The sequence below is a fragment of the Amycolatopsis acidiphila genome, from assembly GCF_021391495.1.
GTDB classification, from domain to species: domain Bacteria; phylum Actinomycetota; class Actinomycetes; order Mycobacteriales; family Pseudonocardiaceae; genus Amycolatopsis_E; species Amycolatopsis_E acidiphila.
In genome coordinates this window covers 7,874,337-7,893,606 of the sequence record NZ_CP090063.1, presented here as the reverse complement: position 1 = coordinate 7,893,606, position 19,270 = coordinate 7,874,337, and the positions used below count along the sequence as shown (strand labels likewise).

Sequence of the window (19,270 nt, the reverse complement as noted above, 5' to 3'; positions counted from 1 at the left end):
ACCTAAACCGCCAAACGATTGTTGATCTCACATGAGCAACGATTGGTAACACTACCAGCGCAGGCCGTAACAACCCGGCCTCCGGAACGCGATAACTCATACACGAACAGTGACGTGTCGCGACGGGGCGAGGTGGGCGTGAGTTCAAAACGATCGAACAACGCGATCTGGAAGTTGGTCGTCGAAGACGACGAAACACCCGTGCAAACTGTCGATCATATCCTTTCTCGGTATTCCGAACTCAGAAAAGGTAATCCATCGCAGTACCAAAAGCTTGAGCAGATCCAAACTGATCAACCGTTTGCATCTGTTGAACTGCAACTCTGGGTTCGATCAGCCTGGTCACGTGGATTGCTGCCTTTCCTGAAGAGTTACCTAGCCTCAGAAGAGGACGAAGAAAAGTTCTTCCGCAGTTCGCTTGATGTATGCCTTTTCATCGCAACCAAAAGCTCGCTATTTGCGATCACATCTGGCAACGGGTATAGAATCCTAAGCGATTACGTAGATTACAGCTTCGCCTTCGATACCGCGAAAAAGCTGATAGCAAACAATTTTAAAGAAGCTGATGTCAGGGAGATTACCGGGCCGCGGACAGGCAGGACAGAAACTTATCGATATGGATATTCGATCTCAAAGAGCGAGTCATTTGGCAAGGTTTGGAAGCGACTCGTTGGTCGTCTCGATAGCACCAGGCTCGGACCGAAGAGTTACCTCCGTGCGATTATCGACCCCAATAGGCCTCCCGCGCTGGAGTTAAAGTCCTCCTTCGTGCTCAGGAAAAGCCTAGATCTACGGCAACTAATCTCGCTTGTGCATGAACTAGAGGCACTCCCTGAGCCTACAAAGGAACATGCTCTCGAGCTCTCGTTTCTCGACAGTCTGTATCCCGTTAAGCCTAAAGGGCATAGGGAGCAGCTAAATAGACGACTAATCGAGGAATTTCGATTGTATTTGGTCGAGGGCAAAAGCATTGATCTCGACATCTGCGATCCAGAAGATGTGGCCCAGTACTATGCTGGAACCAGCTTCAAGCTCGGCAGGTGGCCCATACTAGCTGCCGATCCACCAGAGAAAGAACACCTCAGAAATATCTTACTGGACAAACTTCGGGTGGAAATTTTAGAGGACTCGCGACTCTTCTACGAAAAGGTTAAGTCGATGCGACTTAGCTATCTTCCTGCCGATGAAGACAACGAATCGCATCGAGTCGTGCACGAGTTGCACAAGTACTTCCACGCTCAGGTGCAATCTAATGGTGATACCTATTTTTTGCTAGACAAGATCTGGTACCGCAGCCAAGGAACGTTCCTTGAAAACCTCAAGACTGACTTTCTGGAAGAGACCTTTGATGCGCCGGACCGGATATTGTTGAGTGATCTTCCAGGAAAGAAGCCCTGGACTGCCAAGGATGAGGACGGCTTCAACCGAAATCAGGCTACTGCGGAGAACTACTATTACGGTGACAAGATCTTTGCAGTCAGCGATAGGGGCAAGATCGAACTATTCGATCTGTTGTTACAGGATCAAGCCTCGGGCGTCCTCTACGTCATCCAGGTAAAGGACGGATTTGATGCCAAGATGCGGGACGCCTGCTCGCAGATTGCCACAGCGGCAGACGTGATTGAATCTGACCTGAAGCACGAAAAGTCTCAGCTTCGAGCTTACTACAAAGAGTGGGCCGCAAACGCCGAGAATTCAAGTTCTACTCTGACCGAAGAGCAATTCCTGGCACTATTCGACGCACAGGAAAGGTGTTACGTCGTACTAGCCGCGACGAAAACTGATTTCACTCGCGAAACCTTCGAAACAGAACTACCTTCACACATTGCAAGAAGGGAAGTCATAACGACCCGGCAGGAACTCAAGGGAAAAGGGATTACCTTCAGGCTAGTGCACACAAAAAAGGGTGCGGCGACGAATGTCCAGAAGTAGTTGGCCGCGCCGACCGTATTCTCACTCGCGAAGTTAGGCTATTAGTCGCTTCGTGTACCCAGCTTGGGAAAGTCTTTGGAAGGCGAAGAGAACCGACTGGGACATGCGTTGCGCTATCGAATAGCCACGCTCCGCGTAGACCGTAATCCTCTGCGTATCCCCGACGAGCATGTTGATCACCCGGTCCACATCCCCAATGGACTCGACGTACTCATCCAACGGCTGCGGCCGAGACGCGCAAACGACGTCGACCTGGGGCCAGAGCTTCTTACAGGTCGCGTACGCTCTGCGCTGCTGGTACGGACGGCTGATCAGCGTCACGGACCGGACCTTGATATCCCGCTCCTCCAGCAGTCGCCGGGTGAGAGTGATGTTGTCCCCAGTGTTGCCCGCCTCGGTCTCGATGAGGATCGCCTCGTCGGGGACGCCGAGCCGTAAAGCCTCTTCGCGGTAGTGGACGGCTTCGCCCCGCGGGAAGCGCTCGATCGTCGTGGGGGCGTTCGCCCCGGTGAAGACGATGAGCGGGAACATGCCCTGGTGGTACAGCTCGGCGGTGTAGGTCGCGACGCCGAGGTCGTGGCTGCCGAGTCCGATGCCGACGTCGGTGGGCCGGAGCTCGTGGTGCATGTCGTGGTAGTTCCAGAGCGTTTCGACGTCGGTGCGTAGCTCGTCCGGGATGTGGGTCGAACGCTCGGGCATCGGTGAAGCTCCTGGTCAGTCGGGAATCTTGAAGGTATACGACCAGGAGAAGCGGCTCGCGGCGTGCACGCCTCGGGCGAACTCGATCACGCGACCGTCTTCGGTGAACGTGCGGCGTTGCAGGATCATCACCGGCTCACCGGCGGGAAGTTCGAGCTGTTCGACCTCGGCCGGGGTGGGCATGCGCGAGTAGAAGGTCTCGGTGATGGTGTCGGGCTCCAGCCCCTGAAGTGTCAACACCAGGAAGCCGCCGCCTCGGCCGGCCGGGCCGGGAGTGGGGTCGACCAACCGGGTGCCCTCGACATCAGCGGGACGGTAGTAGCTGGTCAGCGTGTGGGTCGGGTGTCCTGCGTCCCTGACCAGGCGGGCGCGCTCGTACACGGGCGAGCCGACCATGACGCCCAGGGCGTCCGCTATCTCCTTGTCCGCGACGACCTTGTTCACGGTCTGGGTCTGGTCGGTGGGCTTCCACTCACGCCCGGATGCCTCGCGGTCTGCGATGAACGCGACCGTGTCGCCGTACTTCCACTTGCTCTTCGCATACCTGTCGGCACCAAGGCGCTTCATGGGCGGCCGGGCACGGACGACGGTGCCACGACGGCGGATCGGAGTGACCAGCCCTTCAGCCTCCAGGACGCCAATGGCCTTGCGGACGGTGTTGACGTTGACCCCGTACTCGGCGGCAAGCTCCTCCTGCTTGGGCAGCGTCGTGTCCGGGCCGTAGTCGCCCTTCTGGATCGCATCGCGCAGGGTCGAGGCCAGCTCTCGGTACCCGATGCTCACGGGACCTCCTTCGTCGTTGCGCGATAACGCTAGCGGTATCGCTGGCCAACGGTCCAGCCGACATATAGAGATAGTTCTATTGACGAAAGCTGTCGCGGGGTGTCTAATAGAACTACCTCTAATGCGGAGGTTAAGACCCGAGGGGTCTCCGATGGTGACAGCGACGAAGGGTTCACGAGATGGCGATCTCGAAGGGGCATCGGTTCCCGATCGAGTTTGATGAGGCGTTTCCGCAGGGTCTGGTCATGGTCGGCGACGTCTCGCCGAACAACGAGTATCAGTCGCGGGAGGACCGAAGCGCTGGTCGGCCTGCGCGTCAGCGAATCGATGAGGTGACGGGCAAGCGGCAGTGGAAGGCGACAGTGACAGACCCGTCCGAGCCGAATGCCAAGCGGGCCTCGTACGAGGTCACGTTCCTGGCGGACGTCCAGCCGGTTCCGACGACGAGTGAGGTTCTGCCGGGTATGCGGCCGATCGAGCTGGAGGGGCTGACGGCTGAGCCGCGCGTGTCCGGTACCGGCGAGTTCAAGTACCAGTCCTACGTGTTCCGCGCGACTGGGTTCAAGGCGGCGACCGGCGGCCGTGCGGGCAAGTCGCCGACCAACGGTGAGCAGTCGGCAAAGGCCGCGTGAGGAGGTAAGGACTGATGGTGCTCCAGGACCACTCGTCACCTGAGGAGGAAGAACCACCGAAGGGGCAGCCGGGTGGTCAGCCGGGTTACGTCTACGAGTGGATGGCTGCTCAGTTGGCCGCTCGCATCGTGTCCGGCGAACTACCTGCGCACACTCCACTCCCCAGTGAACGGGATCTGGCAGCCGAGTACGGCGTGTCCCTGGGAACGGCGCGGCACGCCACGCGGATTCTCCGGTATCGCGGACTGCTGGTCACGGTCCGATCCAAGGGGACCTACGTGGCGAAACGCAGGACTTAGGACCAGCACGGGGGCGGGCGCGGGATTGCAGGCCTGTCCGCCTCCGTGCCCAATCCCAGAGGGGTGATCGTGGTGTCTTCAAGACTACGACCGTCACGACGGCGCTGGTTGGTCCGTAGGCGCTGTTTGCTCTGCGGGCAGCCACATCGGTTGATCCGCGACAGAGTCCATGTGTGCAGAGCCTGCACGCTCCGCCCGTTCGAAGGTCTCTGACCGAAGATCCACAGTAGACAAGAACGCACGCCCACTCGTGCGGCGATGAATCGCGTCCTCGTTCAGAAAGTCAAGGCGCAGAAGCGGAACCCTGGCTACCAACCTGTTTCCCGCTTCTGCGCTGTCCACCCGTTGGAGCAGACAAGTGGAAACCATAGACAACGCGAACCAACGCGTGTCAAGCGGTCGCGCCCCGCAGCGGTGTGCCGCGTGCAAGAAATTCGCTCGGCTATTCCCCGGCGACACGGAGTGCGCTTCGTGTGCTGGACGCCTGCCGCTTCCGGTTCCGGGGGGTGCTCGATGAGCGCACACACCTTCGGAGTCCTGTTCCTCGGCGGCGTTGGCCTGGCGGTCGTGGTGTGGGTGCTGCACAAGCTCGGCCGTGCGCTCGCCTCGATCGCCGAAGCACTCGCGGCGACCGCCGTCGTGTTCATTGCCCTGTGGTCACTGATCAGGGCCTTCGTCTGGGTTGTCAAGGAGATCGTGACGCATCCTCGAACGAGTCTGACTGTCGTCGCTGTTGCCTCATGGTGCCTGTGGCTCGGCTGGCTCTCGCTCGTCGTGACCGCGACCGTCGTGACCGCTGGACTTCTGTCCTGGCGCAGGTTCCACCTCGTCTCGTTCGATCAGTGGGCGGGCGGTCCGCTGCGTTCCTGGTGGTTCCGGTGGGCGGTCTACATGCCGAAACTGCCTGGCTGGCTGCATGCGTGCGGCTTGAGCGTCAAGGACGACACTGTGCCCGTCGACGTGACCGTGACGCTGGTCGGGTGCAAGAAGATCAACCGTGATCAGCAGGAGTCGCGGGTGCACGTTCCGAGGGTGCGGCGGGTGAAGTCGGGGGCCTCCTGGGATGAGGTCCGCGTGGTGCTGGTGCCCGGTCAGAAGCCGGAGGACTTCGACGAGGCCGCTCGCGCCCTGGCCTCAGCGCGGAAGGTTTCGCGGTGTCAGGTGCGGGAGGTGGGGCCGAACGTCGTGTCCCTGGACTTCCAGCGACGTGACTTGCTCGCCGCACCCGTGCAGTGCCCGCCCCTGGACGAGGGCAGGGTGGACCTGCGACGGGTGTGGGCCGGACGGACCGAGTACGGGCAGGACTGGCACCTCCCGTTGTACGGCTCCGGCAGTCACACCCTGGTCGCCGGTGCCTCGGGTGCGGGGAAGAACTCGGTGATGTGGTGCCCGCTGGTCTCGATCGCCCCGGCGATCCGGGATGGCCTCGTGCGAGTGTCGGGAATCGACCCGAAGGGCATGGAGCTGGCCTACGGGCGCGACATCTTCCACCGCTACGCCGTGACTCCGGCCGATGCGCTCGAAGTCCTCAACGACCTCGTGACCGCGATGGACACTCGGAAGCGCGAGTTCGCCGGGCGGGTCCGTGCGGTGCCGGTCAGCACGGACAACCCGCTGGAGCTGGTCGAGTTCGACGAGATCGGGGCGCTGACCAAGTACACCGACCGCAAGACCCGCGAAGCGATCATCGAGAAGGTGGCGCTGCTGACCACGCAGGGCCGGGCACTCGGGTTCACCGTCCGCGGCTACGTGCAGGAACCGACCAAGGAGACCGTTCCCGTCCGGGAGTTGTTCCCGCGCCGTATCTGCCTGCGGGTGACCGCGAAGTCCCACGTCGGCATGGTCCTCGGCGACCAGGCGTACGAGCGGGGCGCGTGGGCGAACCGGATCGGCGAGTCCGAAGCGGGCACCGGCTACGTGTGGGGTGAAGGCATCCGCGAACCCTTGCGCGTCCGCGCCGGGTGGGTGCCCGACGAGACCGTGAAGGCACTGGAAGCGTTCGTGGCCGGTGGCAGCGTGGTGTCCCTGCCGGGCTTCGAGGGCGGTGTTGCGGCATGAGTATCCGTACTCGCTTGGAGATGCTGGCCGGGGCGTTCTGGACGCACCTGCACGAACACCCACTGCCCGAGCCCTGCACGGTCACCCTCAACCCTGCCGTGCCTGAGGTCGAGGTCCAGGTCTCGCCCGGTACGGCCGTGTCGCACCTCGCGGAGCTGCTGGTGTGGGCGTACACCCTCGACCAGGTCACCGCCACCTGGTGGCACACCGACCACGGAACCCTGCACATCACCATCTGGGGACGAGTGGCCGGCGGGGCACGCTTCCGGGTCTACGGCGGTATCACCTTCGCCGACTGCACCGGTCTCGTGCCTCTCGAGGTCGGCGAGTCCGAGGGCGTGTCGGTGGACGAGCTGTACGCGCTGCGGGACCTCCTCGGCGAGGGGGTGGCTGCATGAGTGAGGGAACCCGCGCTCAGCGGATGCGGCTGCCGCTGTCGACGGAGGTCATGAAGGCCACCGCCGAGAAGTACGGCGTCTGTGTCCGGCCGTTCACCATGGAGGTCGGCGACCCCGACACCGGCGAACTCCGCTACGTCGCCGTGCCCTGTGGCTCGACGGTCGAGAGCGTCTGTGCACCGTGCGCCAAGAAGGCGAAGGCGCTGCGGATGGTCCAGTGCCGCGAAGGCTGGCACCTGACCGAAGAACCGGACTTCACCTCGGCCCCGCCCACCGACGATCAGAAGGAGTTGATGGCCTTCCGGGCTGACCTCGTGGCGCGGTATCGGGAGGCGGTGGAGACCGGGGAGGAGGGCCAGGCGGACGAGTTGCGCGAGGAGATCCGGGGCGTCGACGACGAACTTCGGCAACTCGGCATGCGCGGCCGCCTGCCCTCACCGGACCTGCCCGGCAAGGGACCGAAGAAGCGGTCGACCAAGCGGCGGCAGGACGCACCCAACCTACCTCGACGGAAGGTCGCCAAAACCACCGTGGGGCGGGAGTACGCGGGCAAGTTCCGGCCCTCGATGTTCGTCACCCTGACCTGCGACACCTACGGGCGGGTCCGCGACGACGGAACCCCAGTCGACATGACGACCTACGACTACCGGCGGGCCGCCCGCGACGCCGTGCACTTCTCCTCGCTCGTGGATCGGTGGTGGCAGAACCTGCGCCGCGTCGTGGGGTGGGACGTGCAGTACTTCGCCACCGTCGAGCCACAGAAGCGGGCCGCCCCGCATTTGCACACCGCGCTGCGCGGCTCCATCCCCCATGAGGTCGTCCGGCAGGTCACCGAAGCCACCTACCACCAAGTGTGGTGGCCCAACCATGACCAGCCCGTCTATGGCGGGGAGCACCTGCCGGTGTGGGACATGCGGTCGAAGTCCTTTGTAGACCCGCAGACGCGGGCACCGTTGCGGCAGTGGGAGGACGCGATAGAGGACGTGGAGGAACCCGCGCACGTGGTGACCTTCGGGCGGCAGGTGCACTCCAAGGGCATCCTCGGCGGCACGGAGGAGGCCGGGCGGCACATCGGGTACTTGACCAAGTACCTCACCAAGTCGACGGGTGAGGTGGTCGAGGCCACGAGTGCGAGGCAGCGGGAGCACCACGACCGGCTGCATGCCGAGCTGTCGATCACCCCGTGTTCGCCTCGGTGTGCGGTGTGGCTGCTGTACGGGATCCAGCCCCTCGGCGCGACCAGCCGCACGACTCCAGGGCACTGCAAGGGGCGGACGCACCGCCGGACCACGCTGGGCTTGCCTGGTCGCCGGGTGCTGGTGTCGCGCAAGTGGTCCGGCAAGACCCTGGTCGACCACAAGGCCGACCGCAAGGCGTTCGTCCGGGACATGCTCGCGGGCGTCGGGATCGAGAAGCCGGAGGTTGACACCTCGCGGCTGATCTGGCGCAAGGTCGACCCCGGCGATCGGGACGCGCCGCCACGTGCGCACCTGCTCATGCGGGCCATCGCCGAGCGGATCACGTGGAAGGCCGAGTACGACCGGGCGCTACTGGCCGCGAGTCCACCAGGGGAGCCAGAAACTTCGGCAACTCAGCAAGCGGCCTGATCAGAGGGGGTTCGAGTGGGCAACGTGAACAACATCGGGCGGCTGTGGAGCGTGGAGGACGTGTCCAACTACCTGGGTATCCCCGTGGCGACGCTCTACCAGTGGCGCAGCAAAGGGTACGGACCCGCCGGCCGGAGGATGGGCAAGTACGTCCGCTACCGGCCGGAGGACGTGAAGTCCTGGGTTGACGGGTTGGCTGAGGAGGTGGCCTGATGCCTCGTCCGCCCCTCGATATCGGCACCTACGGCAAGATTCGCTACTCGGCCATCCCTGGCGGTGGCTGGCGGGCTCGTACGCAGTTCCGCGACTTCGACGGCAAGACCCGGCCGGTCGAGCGCACCGGCAAGACCCAGGGCAAGGCAGCGCAGCGATTGAAGGAAGCCATCCGTGAGTGGACGGGCTCGACGAGTGGTGACGTCACGCGGGAGACCAAGTTGAGCGATCTCGCTGCCCTGTGGATGGAGCAGGTCGAGGGCGAGGTGGAGCGGGGCGAGAAGTCGCCGAACACCGTGACCACCTACCGCTCGATCCTGGATCGCCACATCGTTCCTGGCCTTGGTGAGCTGCGGGTTCGTGAGGCGACGGTGGCGCGTATTGACCGCTTCCTGGCTGCCTTGCTGCGGAACGTCGGCGCGTCGTCGGCCAAGACTGCGCGGACTGTCCTGTCCGGGATGTTCGGGTTGGCCGCGCGGTATGACGCGATTGCGAGTAACCCGACGCGTGATACCCGCCGGATCTCCTCCGGGCAGACCAAGCAGCCGCGAGCCCTGGAACCGATGGAGCGCACACAGTGGCTGGTCCAGTTGGAGAGCAACGAGAAGGCGGTCCGGTGGGGCCTGCCGGATCTGTCCAAGTTCATGATGGCGACGGGCGTCCGGATCGGAGAGGCGTTGGGCGTCTTCTGGGAAGACGTCGACTTCGTGGCGGGCACAGTCGAGGTCACGCACACCGTCGTGCGGATCAAGGGCAAGGGCCTCTACCGCAAGCCCAGGCCGAAGACCAAGAAGAGCGAGCGACTGTTGCCATTACCGTCGTGGGCACTGGAACTGCTGGAGAAGCGCAGGGTGGAAGCAGTTAACGACGGGCGGGGCCCGGACAGCCCGGTCTTCGCCAGCTCGACCGGCGGTCTCCGTGATCCGAGCAACCTGCTGCGGGTGATTCGCGAGACGCGGGGCCGGGAGGAGTTCCTATGGGTCACCTCCCACACGTTCCGCAAGACCACGGCGACCGCGCTGGACGATGCCGACGTGCCCACCCGGCTCATCGCCGACCAGCTCGGACATGCCAGGGTGTCCATGACGCAGGACGTGTACCTGGGCCGGAGGTCGGTCAACCCTGCGACGGCGGCCGCGCTGGAGGGACTGCTGGATAAACCGTCCGGGGGCCAAAAGCGGGGATAAAGCGGGGAGATGATCTTGCCCCAGGTGTCGCGCAAGGGCTTGACCAGCCGGAAGAGTGGGCCGCCTGGGGCTCGAACCCAGAACCTACGGATTAAAAGCCCGCGGGTTCGATCGCGGCGATCTTGAAACGGGCTTCGATTGCAGGGCTTCTACCTGCGGTTTTGGCGACTTCAAGATCATGTTTGCGGTTGCTAACGGGCAGTCTGGGCTCCGTTATGTCTCCGTTCTTCCTGCTGTGCTCAAGCGGGTCCGCGACACGGGTTGACCTGGGGTTTTGCCTCGTTCGCGCGGGGGTTCGATGTCTGGCATTACCGTCTGACCGAACGGACGAAGGCAGGCGTGTGGAGGTTGATGGGTGGATACGAATGTCGTACCGCTGGGCGAGCGCATTCTGCGGTCCGTTCTGAATCACGTCGTCGCGAATGGTGATGCGGCGGAGACGAGCTATCTCGAAGCCAAGAGCACCGTGGACATCGCCTCGAAGCCGGGGCTGGTGAAGATCGCCAAGTTTCTCCTGGCCTGCGCGAACCGGCTGCCCGAGGATGCGGCCCGGCACTTCAAGGGCTACGCCGTGCTGGTGATCGGCGCGCAGCAAGGCGAGGCGGGTGGTGTCGCTCGCGGTGCGGAGCCCCACGAGCTCGCGGACCGGCTCCGGCCCTACCTGGGTGCGACGTTCCCCGGCTTCGAGTTCGGCCGGATCAGCGCGGACGGCGATCGGGAGGTGCTATTCGTCATCGGGCTGCCACCCGAGGACGGGCAACCGATCTACCCCTGCCACAAGGCGTACGGCGTGCCCGGAGAAGACCAGCTGGCCGATGGCGCGATCTACGTTCGCGATCACAGCAACACCAGGACCGCGAACGCCGGCGAGATCATGGCGCTGACCGACCGGGCTCGCGGTGTCCCGCGGCCTCCGATCACCCTCGACATCGACCTCCTCGGCTCCATCAGCCGGGTGGACCGGGTCGCGGAGATCCTCGACCGGCTGTATGACCTCGAAGAGCAGCAATACCTCGAGCCGCCGTCGAAGGAGAAGACGTCGCCGCTGCCTGGCTATGTCCCACCGGGACTGTTCGGCGACACGGTGACGCCGACGACCGAGGATCGGGCCGCGCGGCTGGACGCATGGAGGCAAGCGCGCCCGACGCACATCGAGGCAGGCCGTGCACACTTGTTCGGCGTAGCCCTCGACGGTGTGGGAGTGCGCGTGGTCAGCCGGGACCGGTTCGTCGCCAGACCGGAAATCGTCCTGACCTTCCACAACTGCGAGATCGCCGACTTCGACGAGCGTGACGAGGCGGACTTGTCGCGGCTGGTCGAGCCGGTCCGGGGGCGCGAGACTTCGCACTGGAGCGTGCTCGATTCGGTGGCTTCGCGGATAACCCCGCGCGGCTACCCAGTGGACTGGGCACAGCGCGGCGCGAACGCCGAGGTAACGCTCACACCGGAGTCGTTGCGGCCGAACGTGGAGTGGCGCACTGAAGTGGACGACTACGTGCTCGTGGCCCGCGACCCGCAGGCCACCTCCGTGCGCGTGACCTGGGTGCTCACCGAAGACAGCAGCGACCTGACAACCCAGGGCGAGATGGCCGTCCCCGCCGGCCCGCTCGTGGACGCCGCCGAACTGGTCAAGACGGCCTTCCTGAACGAGCACTGACACTCGATCCGCACGCGGACCTGCATGCGCCGGTCCGAACCCCGGACGCACGCCTCCCGGATAAGCGGGTGATCACCGCGCCCGGTCGGGCTGCGAAAGGATGGTGGCATGGAACACCTGTATTGGGATCTCGGCCCGTGCGTGGGTGCCACGTCCGTCGAGGTCGAATTGCGCGGAGTTCCTGCCAGGGTGTGCCTGATGGATGTCGAGGAGTACCAGGCTTACCTCGACGGCGAGGAGTACGAATACCACGGCGGTTACTGGGAAAGCAGCCCCACGATCCTCGATGTGCCTTACGACGCTCGCTGGTACCTCGTGGTCGATGGTTACGACGGACGGATCACCGCCACGGTGACGAAACTCGTTGACTGACGCCCTGACACTTTCGGTTAACGCGGGCCGCGGCGTTCGTCAACGGCGGCGCCGGGCCAGAGCAGGCTGCCGAGCCGTGCACCGAGGACGATGCCGATGCCGGTGGCGAATCCTGTGACAAGCCCGTCCCACGGCAGTTGAGGCTGTCGCTTCGAGCGGGATGTGGCGCGGCGCTGCGTGAGGCGCCCGAGGTTGCCGGTGTTCTCGGGCCGAACCGGGATGTCGCCTTCGCCCAGCCGAGGGAGTCGGTGCACGTGGTCGGCGGCTGCCGCGAGGCCGGCGGCGACCGGTTGTCCTTGCCAGACAAGGACTTCGAGAGTCGAGGCGTCGGCGTCGCCGAGTACGGCGAAGGCGTGATCGCCGGAGCAGACGGTGAAGCGGGTGCAGCCGTCGGCCTGCATCCGCCGCGCGTGCGCGAGCAGGGCGAGTTCGGCGGCGTCGGGTCCGGGCGTGACGCGCAGGGGTGCGACGCCGAGCGCCGCCAGGGTGGAGGCGGTGGCGTCGTCGGCGTCCTCGATGCAGGCGTAGGCGGCGACGGCGTGGTGCCACGGCCCGGCGGCGTCGAGCAGCGCGGTCATCCGGCTGCGCAAGGTTCGTCGCTTGGGCCGAAACCCCACCACGTTTTCCAGATCGACCAGCACGACCCGATCTGTCGGCAACATGCTCAGATCATTTCCGCTTCGGCTTGCGCTTTTTCTTTCCCTGCTTGGGTTTCGCGCCTACCGGTTGGGTTCGACGGTCGCCAATGAGATCCCGCCCGCCATTCATGTAGGAGGTGAGCTTGCCCTCCCAGCAGTTCGACAGCTCGTAGGCCAGTCTGGTTCCGTGCTCGCACGCGACGCGGTCGTCCGGTGCGGTGGCGTTCTCGGCTGCTTCGGGCAGCAGGGTGTTCAGTTCGAGCGCGAGCGCGAGAATGCCGCTGCGAACACTCCCAGCCGGCGACATGTCGGGGACCGCGAGTGGGTCGTCGAGTTGGTCGGCGTTGCTCGTCGGCTGGTAGCCATCGGGGACCAGGCCGCTGATGTTCTCCACCACGAAGTCGGTGTAGGGCATCGACGGTGCTCGCCGCATCAGCACGGCGACGGCCTCGAACACCGGCGTCGCGTTGCGCGCGAGCACGGCGTCCTCGTCGTTGTCGCAGCGCAGCATGCGGCCGGCGGCCTCGGCGGTGCCGAACCCGTGCCACGCCGCCAGAAGCACGGCCGGCGTGTCCGCAGGCTCGGTCATCCGCAGCCGTGCGACGCACTCCGCGATCAGTTCCAGCGCACTGGGCTTGTGGCGAGCACCAGCTTCGGTTTCGGTCACGTCAACGACCGTAGCCAGCCACGGTGCGGACACCAACGGGTGATCGGGCAAGCCTCACGCCAACTCGTGCGGGCATCGGCCTGACGGGAAGGGCGAGGGGACCGGAGCGGCGATCAGGAACGCGCCGCCCCGGCCTTCTCGTGTGTCCGGTAGTCGCCCCGCGTGGTCGAACACCACCACTGGTTCGGCTTACTGCCAGACGACGGTGATGGGGTGATGGGGGCGGTCGAGGAAGAACCGGCCGCGCGTGGGGTCGGAGGTGTCGGTGCCGTCGGCGGGGATCTCGAACCGGACGTCCCGGTGCCGGAAGTCCCGGTGCCAGGTTCGGATCTCGTCGGCGACGCGGGCCGCCAGTTCGCCACCGTGGGGGCCGTGCCCGATGACGCCGGTTTCGGTGAGTTCGTGGCCGTCGCTGTCGTGGCCGCCGGGACGTTTGGCGAGGTAGGCCAACTCGCCGTCGCCGGGTACGGCCATCCCGGTGCGGAACATCGGGGTGATGCGGCCGGAGTCGATCGCGGTCTGCTCCGCGGGCATGCTGCGCAGGCCGCCGGGTAGCGCGCAGGTGAGCCAGAGGTACATCCACTCCAACGATTCCATCCGGGCGAAAGTGACCCCGGTCCACATCTCGCTGCGGGGCTGGTCGAGCACGCCGGTCAGCCGTTCGGGGGCGAAGGGCTGGTCCTGGTGGGATTGGAGGGTGACGGTGTTGTCGCCGGTCAGGTCGATCCGGCTGCGGGGGTCGTCGGCGATGCCGCCGCGCAGCGGGACGAAGCCGCACATCGCGTGTTCGGCGCTGCGCCAGCCACCGTCGGGGTCCCGCTCAAACGCGATCGAGCGCGACACGCTTCCGCGAATCCGCAGGGGTATCACCAGCCGCCCGCCGGGTGCCAGCTGGGAGAGCCCCCACTGGCCGCCTTCGGCGAGAAGTGGGAGGCCCGCTACCCGGCGATCATCAGGCTGTGGGAGAACGCGTGGGCCGAGTTCGTGCCGTTTCTCCAGTTTGACAAGGAAATCCGCACGGTGGTGTGCACCACGAACGCGATCGTTATCTTGAGCCCGCTGGCCTGTGTCGTCCATGTTGGACACGAGGAGGTGAGAGCCGGGCGACTGCGTGCTGGACGTGCTTATCTGCCGCCGTCCATCACGCGGATCTTCCGGAGGAGCAATGCTTGTTCAGCGGGTCGTTTCACCCGCCTCGCCGCTGGAGTCGTGGACCGTTCTGGGCGATGACGACGCCCCGGTCGGCCCGATCGAGCGGTATCTGGCCTATCTGACCGACATCGAGCGGTCCCCGAACACGATCAAGGCTTACGCCCATGACTTGAAGGACTGGTTCGCCTTCCTCGACGGTCGCGGCGTGGACTGGCGGGAGGTGCGGCTGGAAGACATCGGCGAGTTCGTCGCGTCTACCCGGCCAAGAAGGCGCTCGCTGCCGTCATGGCCAAGATCAAGACGACCTGCCGGAAGAACACGAACCAAACGCTCGCAGTCCTGCTGCTCCAGCTCAACCGGATGCTGCGGGGCTGGACCGCGTACTTCAAGTACGGATGCTCGAACGCGACCTTCAGCTACCTACGGTCATACTTGTGGAAGGAGATCGTCCGGTGGCAGAAACGCAAGCATCGACGCACCCCATGGAAGCAACTGCGTCGACGCTACGGCATCTGGCCCGCCGATGGCGATATTGGGCTGTTCGACCCCGCCAGGGTACGCGCGAAGCGCTACTACTACCGGGGCGCGCGCATCCCGTCGCCATGGCCGAGCGTCGCATGAGACCAACACGATCCCGCCGGGACTTGTGGAGAGCCCGGTGCCGGGACAACTGGCACGCCGGGTTCGGGAGGCGGCTCGGAGAAACCCACCCGCGGCAACGCGGGCACGGCGCTCCGAGCCGACCTCACTGATCCGTGTGCGGGTGTGAGGCCCGCGCCGCCGGTCCGTCGCAGCGGAGCGGTAGGAGCTGGGGGCAGCCGGGTCCGGTGAGACGACTGGACCGGGTGGAAAGCAGCCCCGACAACGACGGGAGGCACCGACACCAACGTCATGCCCCGCAACACGACGGCCCTGGTCACGACGTCGGCGACGGTCGGTTGGCGCATCTCGTGCCTCTCGATGCGGTCCACTCAGTGCACAATAGGATTTCAGACTTGCTAAGGTTAGCAAGTGTTGAACATGATGCCGTGGTGGCGCGTGCGTGAGGAGGAGCGTCCGTGAGCAGACCCCTCTACCAAGCGAAGGCCGAGTTCTTCAAGACCCTGGGCCACCCCGCGCGGATCCGGGTGCTGGAGCTGCTGAGCGAACGCGAACATGCCGTGGCGGAAATGCTGCCCGAGGTGGGGATCGAAGCGGCGAACCTGTCCCAGCAGCTGGCCGTGCTGCGCCGCGCCGGGCTGGTCGTGACCCGCAAGGAAGGCTCCACTGTCTACTACTCGCTGACCAGCCCGCACGTCGCGGAGCTGCTGCGGGTCGCGCGGCAGATCCTGACCGGTGTGCTCACCGGGCAGATCGAGCTGCTCGACGACCTGCGCGCTCCGGCCGGGTCGGCAGGGCCGCCTCCGCCGACGTAGGACTCGCGGAGCGCATGAGCCGCGGTCCACTGCGCCTGGTCCTCTGCTCAGTCGCCCAGGCGGACTGGACCGCACCCTTCTTGAGAACGACAGTCAGGAGCAGCGTGTGCTGAGCTTGTGGCGCAAGATCCGCCGGACCGGCCGGGTGGCCGAGCCCGCGCCACCTCGACCGAGCGGTGACATGCCCGCGGCCGCCGCTGCACTGGGCGGTTCGGTGCAGGTGCGGCACGTGGACGCCGGCTCGTGCAACGGGTGCGAGGTGGAGATCGGGTCGGCGTTCGGGCCGGTCTACGACGCCGAACGCTATGGCGCGCGCCTGGTCGCCTCGCCGCGCCACGCGGATGCGTTGCTGGTGACGGGGCCGGTGACGCGGAACATGGCGGCACCGTTGCGGCGCACCTACGAGGCGACCCCCGCGCCCCGGCTCGCGGTCGCGGTCGGGGATTGCGCCCGGAACTGCGGCGCGTTCGCTGGGGCTTACGGGCTGGCCGGTGCGGTGTCGGACGTGGTGCCGGTGGATCTGGAGATCGCGGGATGCCCGCCGCGGCCGGAGGCGATTGTCGAGGGATTGCGGAAGCTGACCGGTCGATGAACGTCGCTGCTGTCGGCTTCGGTGCGGCCATGGTGGTAGGGGTGCTCGGCACCGTTGCGGCGTTGGTCGTGCCGCAGCGGGTGCGCTCGGCGGTGGTGGGTGTCGGTACGGCGTTGGCCGGGGCCGCCGGTGTGACGGCGGGTGCCGCCGCGATGGCCGGTCAGGCGTTTTCCCTTGCCCTGCCGGGGGTGCTGCCCCTGTCCGGTGTCTCGTTCACGATGGACGGGCTGGGCGGCCTGTTCATGGCGGTCACCGGTGGCGTCGCGGTCGCCGCCGGGATGTACGGCATCTCCTACACCCGGCACGGCCTCGATTCCCGGCTGTTCCAGGCCGTGTTCCCGGTGTTCGTGGCGGCGATGCTGCTGGTGCCGGTCGCCTCCAGCGCGGGCACGCTGCTGGTGTGCTGGGAACTGATGGCGGCCACCTCGCTGCTGCTGGTGCTCGCCGAGCACCGTCGCCGCCCGGAGGTGGCGCGGGCGGGCCGCTGGTACGCGGTGATGACCCACCTCGGGTTTGTGACCATCCTGATCGGGCTTCTGGTGCTGGCCGGGCACGCCACCGGCGACTCGTTCCCGGCGCTGCGCGAGGCCGCCTCGCACCTGCCGCCCGCGACCGCGGGGCTGGTTTTCGTGCTGATGTTCGCGGGTTTCGCGTCGAAGGCCGGGATCGTGCCGCTGCACGCGTGGCTTCCCCGCGCTCATCCGGAGGCGCCGAGTCATGTGTCGGCGTTGATGTCGGCGGCGATGGTGAACCTCGGGGTGTACGGGATCGTGCGGATCGGGTCCGACCTGCTCGGCGGCGGCCCGCGGTGGTGGTGGCTGCTGGTGCTCACGCTCGGCGCGGTCTCGGCGGTGTACGGGATTCTGCAGGCCGCGATGGGGACCGATCTGAAGCGGCTGCTCGGGTACTCCACGACGGAGAACATGGGACTGGTCCTGGTCGGTGTCGGCGCGTCCGGCTTGTTCGCCGCGTCCGGTGACCACGTGCTGGCGGCGCTGGCGTTGAGCGCGGCGTTGCTGCACGTGATCGGGCACGCGGCGTTCAAGACCCTGCTGTTCCTCGCGGCCGGGTCGGTGCTGCACGCGACCGGCAGCCGCGACCTCGACGCGCTCGGTGGCCTGCGCGCCACGATGCCGGTGACGACGGCGGCGTTCGGGTGGGGCGCGCTGGCGGCGTCGGCGTTGCCGCCAGGGACGGCGTTCGTGTCGGAGTGGCTGCTGCTGCAAGCCCTGATCCACGGCCTGCCCACATCGGGCGTCGCGACGGCGATCGCGATGCCGCTGGCGGTCGCGGCGGTCGCCTTGACCGCCGGGCTGGCGGTGGCGACGTTCGTGAAGGCGTTCGGCGTCGGGTTCCTGGCCCGGCCCCGCAGTACCGCCGCGGAGAACGCGCACGAGAGCCCACCGACGATGCTGGCCGGGATGGGAGTGGCCGCCGCGGTCAGCGCGGTCCTGGCGGTCGCGCCCGCCCTCGTGCTGCCCAGTATCGCCACGGCTGCCAGCACGGCGCTGCCCTCGGCGGGGCCGGCGGTGACCGGAGCGGTCACGATGCGGCTGGCCGGGATCACCGGTGCCCTCTCACCGCTGATGCTCACGCTCGCGCTGCTGGCCGCCGTGCTCGTGGCGGCCGGGGCGGTGCGGCTGGTCGCAACCCGGCGGGCACGGCGGGCCGCCCGGTTGTGGGACTGCGGCGCCGGGCCGATGTCGGCGCGGATGGAATACACCGCGACCTCGTTCGCCGAGCCACTGCAGCGGGTGTTCGACGACGTCGTGCAGCCCGAAACCGACGTCGACGTCACGCACCACCGCGAATCCGCCTACCTCGTGCAAGCCGTGGAGTACCGGCGCCGCGTACCCGACCGGATCGAACGCCGCCTCTACCAGCCTGTGCTGACCGCGGTGTCCGCGTGGGGCCGGGTGGGACGCAGGCTGGCGACCGGGAGCGTGCACCGGTACCTCGGCTACGGCTTCTACACCGTGTGCGCCGTCCTGGTCCTGCTGGCGGTGACCCGGTGAGCGCGCTCGGGATCGTCGGCGGGGTGCTGCAGCCAGTCGTCGTGGTGGCCGCGTCCCCGGTGCTGGCCGGGGTAATGCGACAGGTCCGGGCCAAGCTGGAAGGCCGCGCCGGCGCAGGGATCGGACAGCCGTGGCGGGACCTGCGCAAGCTCTTCGGCAAGGAGCGAATCGCCCCGCGCGGCACGAGTGAGATTTTCCGGTTCGCGCCGCTGGTGCTGGTCGCCACGACACTGGTGGTCGCGGTGGTGGCGCCGTTCGCGACCACCGACTCCGCCGTGGCCGCGGTGGCGGACCTGTTCGCGGTGGTCGCGCTGCTCGCGCTGGGCACGGTCGCGCTGGCACTGGCCGGGCTGGACACCGGGACCGCGTTCGGCGGGATGGGCGCCAGCCGCGAGATGACGATCATCGCGCTGGTCGAGCCCACGTTGCTGGTGGCGATCTTCGCGCTGTCGGTGCGGGTCGGGTCGACCAACCTGGCCTCGATCGTCACCTCGACCCTGCACGACCCGGCGCGGGTGATCTCCCCGGCCAGCCTGCTCGCCGCGGTCGCGCTGATCGTGGTGATCGTCGCCGAGACCGGGCGGCTGCCGGTGGACAACCCCTCCACGCACCTGGAACTGACCATGGTGCACGAGGCCATGATCCTCGAATACGCGGGTCCGGACCTCGCGCTGGTCGAGCTCGCCTCGGCGATGCGGCTGACGGTGTTTCTCGGGTTGCTGGCGAACCTGTTCCTGCCCTGGGGCATCGCCACCACCGCCGCCCCGCTCGCGATCCTCGCCGGGGTGCTGGTGTGGGTGGTGAAGGTCGCGGTCCTGGGCACGGTACTGGCCGCCGGTGAGGTGTTCCTGGCGAAGCTGCGCCTGTTCCGGGTTCCCGAACTCCTCGCGGGGTCGTTCCTGCTCGCCCTGCTCGCGGTCGCCGCGTCGTTCTTCCTGGCCTGAATCGTGAATA

Annotated in this window: 20 protein-coding genes and 2 pseudogenes; 17 read left to right on the top strand and 5 right to left on the bottom strand. The window is 66.3% G+C overall.

Annotation, left to right across the window (positions count from 1 at the left end; genetic code table 11):
* Positions 1 to 138: 138 nt before the first annotated feature.
* A complete protein-coding gene (locus tag LWP59_RS38780) occupies positions 139 to 1,932 on the top strand; it encodes a DUF6119 family protein (protein ID WP_186383516.1) in 1,794 nt (597 codons plus the stop codon).
* Between the two features lie 33 nt (positions 1,933 to 1,965).
* Here LWP59_RS38780 and LWP59_RS38775 read toward each other — a convergent pair whose 3' ends face one another.
* Both LWP59_RS38775 and LWP59_RS38770 read right to left on the bottom strand, forming a co-directional pair.
* Positions 1,966 to 2,631: a YdcF family protein gene (locus tag LWP59_RS38775; protein ID WP_144643597.1), complete on the bottom strand. Its 666-nt coding sequence runs from the start codon at positions 2,629 to 2,631 to the stop codon at positions 1,966 to 1,968.
* A 15-nt stretch (positions 2,632 to 2,646) separates the two neighbouring features.
* A complete protein-coding gene (locus tag LWP59_RS38770) occupies positions 2,647 to 3,414 on the bottom strand; it encodes a GntR family transcriptional regulator (RefSeq protein WP_144643596.1) in 768 nt (255 codons plus the stop codon).
* Between the two features lie 179 nt (positions 3,415 to 3,593).
* Here LWP59_RS38770 and LWP59_RS38765 point away from each other — a divergent pair, with 179 nt between their 5' ends.
* From LWP59_RS38765 to LWP59_RS38725, 9 genes are all read left to right on the top strand, one after another.
* Complete coding sequence (locus LWP59_RS38765) at positions 3,594 to 4,046, top strand: hypothetical protein (protein ID WP_144643595.1); 453 nt, start codon at positions 3,594 to 3,596, stop codon at positions 4,044 to 4,046.
* 14 nt (positions 4,047 to 4,060) lie between these two features.
* The gene (locus tag LWP59_RS38760; protein WP_144643594.1) at positions 4,061 to 4,345 is read left to right on the top strand and encodes a GntR family transcriptional regulator; all 285 of its coding nucleotides are present in this window, start codon (positions 4,061 to 4,063) and stop codon (positions 4,343 to 4,345) included.
* A 513-nt stretch (positions 4,346 to 4,858) separates the two neighbouring features.
* Entirely contained in the window at positions 4,859 to 6,403 is a 1,545-nt protein-coding gene (locus LWP59_RS38755; protein ID WP_144643593.1) for an FtsK/SpoIIIE domain-containing protein, read from the top strand.
* Entirely contained in the window at positions 6,400 to 6,801 is a 402-nt protein-coding gene (locus tag LWP59_RS38750) for a hypothetical protein (RefSeq protein WP_229857377.1), read from the top strand. Before LWP59_RS38755 ends, LWP59_RS38750 begins: the two co-directional genes overlap by 4 nt.
* Positions 6,798 to 8,408 carry a replication initiator gene (locus tag LWP59_RS38745; protein WP_144643592.1) on the top strand — a complete coding sequence of 537 codons (1,611 nt, stop codon included), beginning with the start codon at positions 6,798 to 6,800 and terminating at the stop codon, positions 8,406 to 8,408. The genes LWP59_RS38750 and LWP59_RS38745 overlap by 4 nt, the downstream gene beginning before the upstream one ends.
* A 15-nt stretch (positions 8,409 to 8,423) precedes the next feature.
* On the top strand, positions 8,424 to 8,621 hold the full coding sequence (locus tag LWP59_RS38740; RefSeq protein ID WP_229857378.1) for a helix-turn-helix transcriptional regulator: 198 nt from the start codon (positions 8,424 to 8,426) through the stop codon (positions 8,619 to 8,621).
* Positions 8,621 to 9,808, top strand: a complete 1,188-nt coding sequence (locus LWP59_RS38735; protein WP_144643591.1) for a tyrosine-type recombinase/integrase — start codon at positions 8,621 to 8,623, stop codon at positions 9,806 to 9,808. The genes LWP59_RS38740 and LWP59_RS38735 overlap by 1 nt, the downstream gene beginning before the upstream one ends.
* 355 nt (positions 9,809 to 10,163) lie before the next feature.
* On the top strand, positions 10,164 to 11,465 hold the full coding sequence (locus LWP59_RS38730) for a hypothetical protein (protein WP_101436392.1): 1,302 nt from the start codon (positions 10,164 to 10,166) through the stop codon (positions 11,463 to 11,465).
* Positions 11,466 to 11,573: 108 nt separating this feature from the next.
* Positions 11,574 to 11,837: a DUF1883 domain-containing protein gene (locus LWP59_RS38725; protein WP_101436391.1), complete on the top strand. Its 264-nt coding sequence runs from the start codon at positions 11,574 to 11,576 to the stop codon at positions 11,835 to 11,837.
* A gap of 17 nt (positions 11,838 to 11,854) precedes the next feature.
* Here LWP59_RS38725 and LWP59_RS38720 read toward each other — a convergent pair whose 3' ends face one another.
* From LWP59_RS38720 to LWP59_RS38710, 3 genes are all read right to left on the bottom strand, one after another.
* Positions 11,855 to 12,478: a hypothetical protein gene (locus LWP59_RS38720; RefSeq protein ID WP_143271398.1), complete on the bottom strand. Its 624-nt coding sequence runs from the start codon at positions 12,476 to 12,478 to the stop codon at positions 11,855 to 11,857.
* Between the two features lie 28 nt (positions 12,479 to 12,506).
* Positions 12,507 to 13,142: a hypothetical protein gene (locus LWP59_RS38715; protein ID WP_143271397.1), complete on the bottom strand. Its 636-nt coding sequence runs from the start codon at positions 13,140 to 13,142 to the stop codon at positions 12,507 to 12,509.
* Between the two features lie 189 nt (positions 13,143 to 13,331).
* Positions 13,332 to 13,985 carry a class I SAM-dependent methyltransferase gene (locus tag LWP59_RS38710; RefSeq protein WP_183123704.1) on the bottom strand — a complete coding sequence of 218 codons (654 nt, stop codon included), beginning with the start codon at positions 13,983 to 13,985 and terminating at the stop codon, positions 13,332 to 13,334.
* A gap of 78 nt (positions 13,986 to 14,063) precedes the next feature.
* Between LWP59_RS38710 and LWP59_RS38705 the strand changes: the two are divergent.
* From LWP59_RS38705 to LWP59_RS38675, 7 genes and pseudogenes are all read left to right on the top strand, one after another.
* A pseudogene (locus tag LWP59_RS38705) lies at positions 14,064 to 14,198 on the top strand (transposase); the annotation flags it as partial.
* 109 nt (positions 14,199 to 14,307) lie between these two features.
* Positions 14,308 to 14,547: pseudogene (locus tag LWP59_RS38700) on the top strand (site-specific integrase); the annotation flags it as partial.
* Positions 14,548 to 14,579: 32 nt separating this feature from the next.
* On the top strand, positions 14,580 to 14,915 hold the full coding sequence (locus LWP59_RS38695) for a group II intron maturase-specific domain-containing protein (protein WP_101436388.1): 336 nt from the start codon (positions 14,580 to 14,582) through the stop codon (positions 14,913 to 14,915).
* A 437-nt stretch (positions 14,916 to 15,352) separates the two neighbouring features.
* Positions 15,353 to 15,709, top strand: coding sequence for an ArsR/SmtB family transcription factor (locus tag LWP59_RS38690; protein WP_101436387.1), 357 nt, complete (start codon positions 15,353 to 15,355; stop codon positions 15,707 to 15,709).
* A 106-nt stretch (positions 15,710 to 15,815) separates the two neighbouring features.
* Positions 15,816 to 16,301 (top strand): NADH-quinone oxidoreductase subunit B family protein, encoded by a 486-nt coding sequence (locus LWP59_RS38685; RefSeq protein WP_208637361.1) that lies wholly within the window; start codon positions 15,816 to 15,818, stop codon positions 16,299 to 16,301.
* Positions 16,298 to 18,316, top strand: coding sequence for a proton-conducting transporter transmembrane domain-containing protein (locus tag LWP59_RS38680; RefSeq protein WP_101436386.1), 2,019 nt, complete (start codon positions 16,298 to 16,300; stop codon positions 18,314 to 18,316). Before LWP59_RS38685 ends, LWP59_RS38680 begins: the two co-directional genes overlap by 4 nt.
* Entirely contained in the window at positions 18,313 to 19,260 is a 948-nt protein-coding gene (locus tag LWP59_RS38675; RefSeq protein WP_101436385.1) for a respiratory chain complex I subunit 1 family protein, read from the top strand. Before LWP59_RS38680 ends, LWP59_RS38675 begins: the two co-directional genes overlap by 4 nt.
* The last annotated feature ends 10 nt before the right edge of the window (positions 19,261 to 19,270 follow it).